Source organism: Streptomyces sp. NPDC060027 (assembly GCF_042737005.1).
GTDB lineage: Bacteria > Actinomycetota > Actinomycetes > Streptomycetales > Streptomycetaceae > Streptomyces.
Genome location: NZ_JBHWVI010000108.1, coordinates 20309 through 28590, shown reverse-complemented (window position 1 = coordinate 28590; position 8282 = coordinate 20309). Strand labels below are relative to the sequence as shown.

At 69.4% G+C, this 8282-nt stretch carries 5 protein-coding genes; all 5 read left to right on the top strand.

All coding sequences use genetic code 11. The features are described 5' to 3' along the window. Positions 1-1610: 1610 nt before the first annotated feature. On the top strand, positions 1611-2900 hold the full coding sequence (locus ACFWBT_RS24930; RefSeq protein WP_385704101.1) for an extracellular solute-binding protein: 1290 nt from the start codon (positions 1611-1613) through the stop codon (positions 2898-2900). 11 nt (positions 2901-2911) lie between these two features. Next, positions 2912-3871, top strand: coding sequence for a carbohydrate ABC transporter permease (locus tag ACFWBT_RS24925; RefSeq protein ID WP_385704099.1), 960 nt, complete (start codon positions 2912-2914; stop codon positions 3869-3871). Beyond that, on the top strand, positions 3868-4773 hold the full coding sequence (locus tag ACFWBT_RS24920; RefSeq protein ID WP_385704096.1) for a carbohydrate ABC transporter permease: 906 nt from the start codon (positions 3868-3870) through the stop codon (positions 4771-4773). Before ACFWBT_RS24925 ends, ACFWBT_RS24920 begins: the two co-directional genes overlap by 4 nt. 1 nt (position 4774) lies before the next feature. Next, positions 4775-5455 (top strand): hypothetical protein, encoded by a 681-nt coding sequence (locus tag ACFWBT_RS24915; RefSeq protein WP_385704093.1) that lies wholly within the window; start codon positions 4775-4777, stop codon positions 5453-5455. An 81-nt stretch (positions 5456-5536) separates the two neighbouring features. Beyond that, positions 5537-8275, top strand: a complete 2739-nt coding sequence (locus tag ACFWBT_RS24910) for a Tat pathway signal sequence domain protein (RefSeq protein ID WP_385704091.1) — start codon at positions 5537-5539, stop codon at positions 8273-8275. Positions 8276-8282: the final 7 nt, after the last annotated feature.

Sequence of the window (8282 nt, the reverse complement as noted above, 5' to 3'; positions counted from 1 at the left end):
GGAAGGCGGGGCGTCCGGCATCGGGGGTTCAGGCATGGCCTCACCGTCGGCGCCGCGGGTGCCCTCGCTCATGCGTGGTCCCCGGCACGACTCGTGCGTGCCTCCTGGAGCGCCAGGGCGAGCGCCGCGCCCGCGCTGTCCTGGCCTCCGGGCCGACCGCGGTGGCCCTCCCGGCGTCCGGTGTCCGCTGGTGGACGACCTTCTCTGCGGCCCGCGTGTCCGTTGTCGGTGCGGCTGGCGGCGTCGACCCGCACGTGTGGGCGCGGGTTGCCGGGGCGGCGCGTGCCGTCCGGGATGCCGAGGCGGACGCCGTGTCGTTCGGGGCCGGACGCGGAGCTGTCCCGTTGCACGCCGGTGTTGGTGTGGGCGCAGGCGCCTCGGTGCATCACGCCGGTGCGGGTGAGGGCGCCTCCGTACGACGTGCGGGCGTCGCGACACGGCGTGCGGACCCTGCCGTACGGCGGTGGAGCATGGTCCGGTTGGAGGTGTCCGTCGGCCGCCTGACCTGTGTTGATCCAAGAGTTCGGGTGCTTGGCCGGCCCTGCTCGGGCGGGTAGGCACGCTCGCCGATGGGCGCCTGTCGGACGGCCCTTCGGGGAGCGGCGCACCATCGCGGAACGGCAGCTCGGTGCCCGCCCCTTGGGCATGTCTCATTGGTCTGGGACCCGCATAGGCATCGACGGCCCTGGCGTCGGAGGCCGCTACATGCACAGCGTCCGCACCGAAACGCGTCGCCCGAGTGACATCCAGTCAGGCATCCCGGCGCCGAGCCGCCACCTCGGCGAACCCCCCTCCAGCCCACGCCTCTTGAGCCGGTACGGGAGCCGGTACGGACTGCGTCGTCGGGGCGTGCGGCAGGGCTGTGCAGGCGGTGCGGACTGCGTCGTCGGGGGTGTCCGGCAGGGCTGCGTGGGCGGGGCGGACCGTGCCGTCGGGGGGTGTACGACAGGGCTGTTCGGGCGGGGGACTGCGCCGTCGGGGGCGTACGGCAGCGCAGCACCGACAGGACGGACCGTGCCGTCGGGGGTGTACGGCAGGGCTGTTCGGGCGGGGGACTGCGCCGTCGGGGGGTGTACGGCAGCGCAGTGCCGACAGGGCGGGCTGTGCCGTCGGGGGCGTACGGAGGGGCTGTGCGGGCGGGACGGACCGTGCCGTCGGGGGCCTACGGCACCGCAGCACCGACGGGACGGACCGCCCCATAAGGGGTGCACGGCACCGCTGTGCCGACGGAGCGCGGATGGTCCGCGTCCCACCTCTCCCGGCATCAACGCCCCGGCATCGACACCCCCGACATCAACCCCCCACCCATCACGCTCCGTTCCCATGCCCGATGCCAACACCCGCGACAGCAGTACCTTTTCGGCCGCGTTCGCGGGCCGCCTCATCGTCGGAGAATTGTTCGACAGGCCGACCGTCCGCGCCCGACCTGCGTACTCCTGTTCGCCCGCGCCGATGTCACCGCGCGGCCCGGCGCGACGGGATCGAAGCGCCGCACATCAATTCCTGTCCGAATCATTGACGCGCCCGAAAGCCCTCCGTACCTTGTGCCAGCAAGCGCTTACTTGAAACGATTCATGCAGGCGGCGACGACGTTGCGGGGAGGCCCGACTGTGGGAAACAACGGGAGTGTCGAGAGGCGGACGGTCCTCAAGGCCGCCGGAGCTTCGCTGGCCACACTGGGGCTGGCCGCGGCGACCGGGTGCGGTGGGGACGGCGGTGGCGCCGGGGACGGGACGGTGACGATCCGTTATGCCTGGTGGGGTGCGGACGAGCGGGCGAAGAGGATCAACCGGTCCATCGCGCTCTTCGAGAAGAAGTACCCGAAGATCAAGGTGAAGACGGACTTCCAGGATTATGTGGCCTTCTGGGAGAAGTTCCAGACGCAGGCCGCCGGCGGAAATCCGCCGGACGTATTCCAGAACGCCGTAGGATTTCTGCGGAAGTACGACAAGCGAGGGATCCTGCTCGACCTCAAGTCCCAGATAGACGCGGGAAATCTCAGCCTGGAAAACTTCCGCGCCGGAGTCGAGAAGGTCGGTCAGGTCGACGGAAAGCAGCTCGGTATTCCCGTCGGATCCAACACCATGTCACTTGTCATCGACGAGAAGGTGTTCGAGAAGGCCGGCGTCAAACCGAAGCAGGGCTGGACCTGGGACGAGTACTTCGCGGCGCTCAAGAAGATTCACGACGGCGAGAAGACGGCGGGCGACACCGGCTACTTCAGCATCATGTATTTGTATGACCTCTATCTTCGGCAGAACGGCAAGGCGTTCTTCACCAAGGACGGACTCGGTTTCGACGAGGCCGATCTGACGGAGTGGTGGACCGACGGCTACAACCGCGTCAAGGCCGGCATCATCACCGATCCCAAGCGGGTCGAGCAGGACAAGCCCAAGTCCTCGCTCTCGGCGGGCCATGCCGCCTCCGAGTTCACCTGGGACAACTTCACCGTCCGCTACACGGCGGAGGGCGACAGCAGTTACGGCCTGGCGCCGATCCCGACGACCGACGGCAAGCAGACCGGCCAGTACCTCGCCTCCCTGATGCTCAGCGCCTCCGCGCGCACCAAGCACCCCAAGGAAGTCGCCCAGTTCATCGACTTCATGGTCCACGACCCCGAGGTCGGCAAGATCATGGGCTACGACCGCGGCATCCTGGCGACCACCGAGCAGTACGACGCGTTCAAGCCGGCCGACGCCCCCAGCAAGGCCATCGCGCGGTACGAGCAGGATGTCGCCGCGGCCGGCGTGCTCGGCACGATCACCCCGCACCCCGCCGGCGCCGACACGGTCGAATCCGCCTTCCTGCGCATCGGCGGTGACATGTCGCAGGGCACCACCAAGGTCTCCGACGCGGTGAAGCAGTTCTTCTCCGAGGCGAAGACCGCCCTCGCCGTCTGATGGGAACCGCCGTGACGCTCGTCAAGGACTCTCCGCCCGACGCACCGGAGATGCGCCCCGCGGCCCCCGTCGCCGAAAGGCGGCGGCGGGGGCGCCGGGAGAATCTCGCCGGCTATCTCTTCATGTCCCCCTGGATCGCGGGCTTCCTGCTCCTGACCGCGGGCCCGATGGCCGCCTCCCTCTACTTCGCCTTCACCGACTACAACCTCTTCAGTTCGCCGCATTGGATCGGCTTCGACAACTTCACGGCGATGTTCGGCGATCCCCGGTGGCAGAAGTCGGTCGAGGTGACGGCCAAGTACGTCGTCATCGGAACGCCGCTCAAGCTGTCGTTGGCGCTCGGGGTGGCCCTGCTCCTCGCGCAGAGCCGCCGCGCCCAGGGCTTCTACCGGGCCGCGTTCTACGCCCCCTCGCTGATCGGCGCGAGCGTCTCGGTCGGCTTCGTGTGGCGCGCGCTGTTCTCCGACGACGCCGCCGTGGACCGTGCCCAGTCGTTCCTCGGTCTGCACACCGGGGGCTGGGTCGGCGACCCGAACTGGGTGCTCTACAGCCTGGTCGCGCTCACCGTCTGGCAGTTCGGCGCCCCCATGGTGATCTTCCTGGCCGGGCTCAAGCAGGTGCCGAAGGAGTTGTACGAGGCGGCCGAGGTGGACGGCGCGGGACCGCTGCGGAGGTTCTGGAGCATCACGCTGCCGATGATTTCGCCGGTGCTGTTCTTCAACGTGCTCCTGGAGACCATCCACTCGTTCCAGATCTTCGGTTCGGCGTACGTGGTGTCCAACACCACCTGCGGTCCGGCCGACGCCACGCTCGTCTACACCTGCTACCTCTACCAAAAGGGCTTCAAGGAGTCCCAGATGGGCTTCGCCTCCGCCATGGCCTGGATGCTGCTGCTCGCCGTCGCGCTGGTGACGGCCGTTCTCTTCTGGTCGCAGAAGCGCTGGGTGCACTACGAGGAGGACGCCCGATGAGCAGCGTCACCGGCAAGGCATTCGGTTCCGGCGCCGCGACCGCCTCGGGAAACCCCACGAGGTCCGGACGCAAGCGCACCGGCTCGCTCGTCTGGCACCTCGGGGCCCTGCTGGTCCTCGCGGTCGTCCTCTACCCCGTGCTCTGGGTGCTCGGTGCCTCGTTCAAGCCGAGCCGCGAGATCATCGGGAGCCTGGACCTCTTCCCGACCAGCCCGATCCTCGCCAACTTCAAGGGGCTGGCCGACGGCATCGCCGACATCTCGATCGCCACCTTCTTCGAGAACTCCCTCTTCTACGCGCTCGGTTCCGTCGTCGGCATCCTGGTCTCCTGCTCGCTGACCGCGTACGCCTTCGCCAAGATCCGGTTCGCGGGGCGGAACCTGCTCTTCTCGCTGATGATCGGCACGCTCCTGCTGCCGTATCACGTGCTGCTGATCCCGCAGTACGTGATGTTCCAGAAGGTGGAACTGGTCAACACCTATGTGCCGCTGCTGATCGGCAAGTACCTGGCCACCGAGGCGTTCTTCGTCTTCCTCATGGTGCAGTTCATGCGGAACCTGCCGCGCGAGCTGGACGAGGCGGCGCGGCTCGACGGCTGCGGGCATCTGCGGATCTACTGGTCGATCGTGCTGCCGCTGTGCCGCCCGGCCCTCATCACCAGCGCGATCTTCACCTTCATCAACGCCTGGAACGACTTCATGGGCCCGCTGATCTACCTCAACGAGCCCGGCAAGTACACGGTCTCGCTCGGCATGATGATGTTCCGCGACCAGGAGGGGGTCGCCAACTACGGCGGCATGATCGCGATGTCGCTGGTGGCGCTGCTGCCGGTGCTCCTCTTCTTCCTCGCCTTCCAGCGGTACCTGATCGACGGTATGGCGACGTCGGGATTGAAGGGCTGAGATGGCCGTCACCCAGCCGGGATCGCGGGCCGGATCCGGGACGACCGCGCGGGGCCGTGCGACGCGGCGGACCGCCGCGTCGCGGCGCGGCAGGGCCGCCGAGGCCCGCGGGGCACGGGGGGAATCCGTCTTCGCCGAGAGGTTCGCCGTCTTCGCGGAGTGCCTGCTCACCGGAGTGTGGATCACGATGGCCGCGCTGCCCCTCGTCACGCTTCCCGCCGCGTTCGCGGCCGGCGCGCGGCATCTGCGGCGGCGCACGGCTCACGAGGGCGGCGGATGGCGGGAGTTCGTGGCCGACTTCCGTGCGGCCGTCCCGGGCGGCTGGCTCGTCGGAGCCGGCGGATGGGCCCTCGCTGCGGCGGTCCGGGTGGACGTCCTGGCCGTGCGCGCCGGAATCCCCGGTGGTCCGCTCGTCGGCGCCGTCGGGCTGTTCGCCCTGATCGGGGGAGCCGTCACCGTACTGCGTGCGGCCGCGGTCTGGGAGCCGGGGGCGGCGTGGCGCGACCTGCTCGCGGATGCCGTGCGGCGTACCGTCCTCGATCCCGCCGGGTCCTTCCTGCTCGTCGGCGGGCTGGTCGTGGTGGCCTGCTCCGCCCTGCTCGTCGCGCCGTTGGCGGTCCCCGTCCTGGGGGCCGTCGCGGCGGCGGCCGTCGCCGTCGAGGAGCGCCGGCGGCGCCGTTGAGCCCTCTCCCGCGGGCCGGAGCCCTGAGCTCCGGACCTCTCTCTGTCATGCCCCTGACCATCCGTACGGAAAGGAAAGGCCATGCCCCCCATCCCCCGCAGGTCCCTTCTCAAGGCGGCTGCCGTCGCCGGAGCCGCCGCCCGGTTCAGCTGGGCCCTGGGCGGCGCGAACGCGCAGGCCGCGCCCGGAGCCGGAGCCGCGGACGCGGCCCCGGTGACCCTGGACTGGCTGGAGGACGGCGGCCTCGGCGCCGCCCCCGGCTCCACCGTCGGCGTTCCCTGGCCGAAGGGCACGTACGGGCGGGACCAGACGTTCGCGCTCACGGACGCCGACGGCAAGGCGGTCCCCGGACAGTCCTGGCCGCTCGCCTACTGGCCGGACGGCTCCCTCAAGTGGACAGCACACGCGGTGAGTTCGGATGCGGGGAAGCTCACTCTGACCGCCGGGGCGCCCACCGCGCCGGAGCGGAAGGTCACCGTCGACGAGAGCGGCGGCACCATCGCCGTCTCGACCGGGGTCATCATCGCGAAGATCGGCACGAGCGGCTCCACACTGGTCAAGTCCGTGACCCGCGGCACGACCGAGATCGCCAGGAACGGCCGCCTCGTCCTCATCCGCCAGCCGGAGATCGAGGACGACGACCAGGGCGCCGAGAAGTTCGAGCGCTTCGAGAGCGCCATCTCCGCGGTCGAGGTCGAACAGGAGGGACCGGTGCGGGCCGTCGTCCGCATCGACGGCAAGCACCGCAAGGGCGCCCGGAGTTGGCTGCCCTTCTCGGTCCGCCTGTACTTCTACGGGGGCGCCGACTCCTTCCGCATGGTGCACACGATCACCTTCGACGGGAAGCAGGAACCCGGGAAGAGCAGCGGCGACTTCGTCCGCGGGCTCGGCGTCCGCTTCACCGTGCCGATGCGGGACGCCGCCCACGACCGGCACATCCGGATCGGCGGCGACGGCACAGGCCTGCTCCGCGAGGCCGTCAAGGGCGTCACCGGGCTGCGCCGCGACCCCGGAGCCTCCGTCCAGGCGGCCCAGTTCGCGGGGGAGAAGCTCGCCGACCCGTCCACCTGGGACCAGCGGGTCACCACCCGGCTCCAATACATCCCCGAGTGGGGCGACTACACCCTCTCCCAGCTCTCCGCCGACGGCTTCACCCTGCGCAAGCGCACCAAGAAGGGGTACGGCTGGATCGGCGCCGGCGGCGGCCGGCGAGCCTCCGGATTCGGTTACGTCGGCGGGCCGAGCGGCGGATTCTCCTTCGGACTGCGGGACTTCTGGGAGAAGTTCCCCGCGCAGCTCGACATCCGGGACGCCCACACCGACGAGGCCGAGGTCACCCTCTGGCTCTGGTCGCCCGAGGCACGGCCCATGGACCTGCGCTTCTACCACGACGGCATGGGCCAGGACACGTACGCCGAACAGCTCGAAGGCCTCAACATCACCTACGAGGACTACGAGCCGGGCTTCGGTACCCCCTACGGCATCGCCCGCACCTCGGAACTCCTCTTCTGGGCCAACGAGTCGACCCCCAAGCCCGAGAGACTCGCCGAACAGGTCGACGCCGTACGCGTGTTGCCGCAGCTCGCCGCCCCGCCCCAGCAGCTGATCAAGGCGAAGGTCTTCGGGCCGGGCCTCTACTCCGAGCCCGACCGGTCCACCCCCGCCAAGGCGAAGATCGAGGACCACCTCGACTTCCTCTTCACCTACTACAAGGACCAGGTGGAGATGCGCCGTTGGTACGGCTTCTGGGACTACGGCGACATCATGCACTCGTACGACCCGGTCCGGCACCAGTGGCGCTACGACGTCGGCGGCTACGCCTGGGACAACTCCGAACTGTCGCCGGACCTCTGGCTGTGGTTCGCGTATCTCCGCAGCGGCCGCGCGGACATCTTCCGCTTCGCCGAGGCGATGACCCGGCACACCGGCGAGGTCGACGTCTACCACCTCGGCCAGTGGGCGGGGCTCGGCACCCGGCACGGTGTCCAGCACTACGCGGACAGCGCCAAACAGCAGCGCATCGCCAACACCACCTACCGGCGCTACTACTACTTCCTCACCGCCGACGAGCGGGTCGGCGACCTCATGCACGCCAACGTCGACTCCGACGAGACCTTCCTCGTCCTCGACCCGATCCGCAAGATCCGCACCGAGCCCTACACGCCGGACCGGCACGCGCTGTCGATCGGTTTCGGCACGGACTGGAGCGGGCTCGTCTCGGCGTGGCTGACCGAGTGGGAACGCAAGGGCCCCAAGTGGGAGAAGGCCAAGGCGCGTGTGCTGTCGACGATGGAGACCATCGCCGCGCAGCCCAACGGATTCGTCCAGGGCACCGGCCTGTACGACCTCGACACCGGCCGGTTCGCCGTCGCCGCGGAGCCCGTGGTCGGCGTCTCGCACCTCTCCGCGGTCTTCGGCCTGAACGAACTGTGCGCCGAACTCATCGATCTCGTCGACATGCCCGCCTTCAAGGAGGCGTACCTCGACTACTGCCGCTACTTCAACGCCACCAAGACCGAACAGGCCGCCCGCTACGGAACCAACTTCGGCACCCTGCTGCTGTTCCAGGGCCACTCGCGCCTCGACGCGTACGCCGCCGTGCAGACGGGCGACGCCCAACTCGCCGAGCGCGCCTGGACGAAGTTCTACAGCTCCGACGGCTACACCGAGTCCTCGCCCTGGAAGACGGAGAAGCTGAGCGGCCCGGTCACGCTGGTGCCGGGCAGCGAGGCCGACTGGGTCTACACGAACGACACAGCGCTCTACGGCCTCGCCGCCATCGAGAACCTGGCACTCCTCGGCGACCGGATGCCTTCGTGACCGGTCC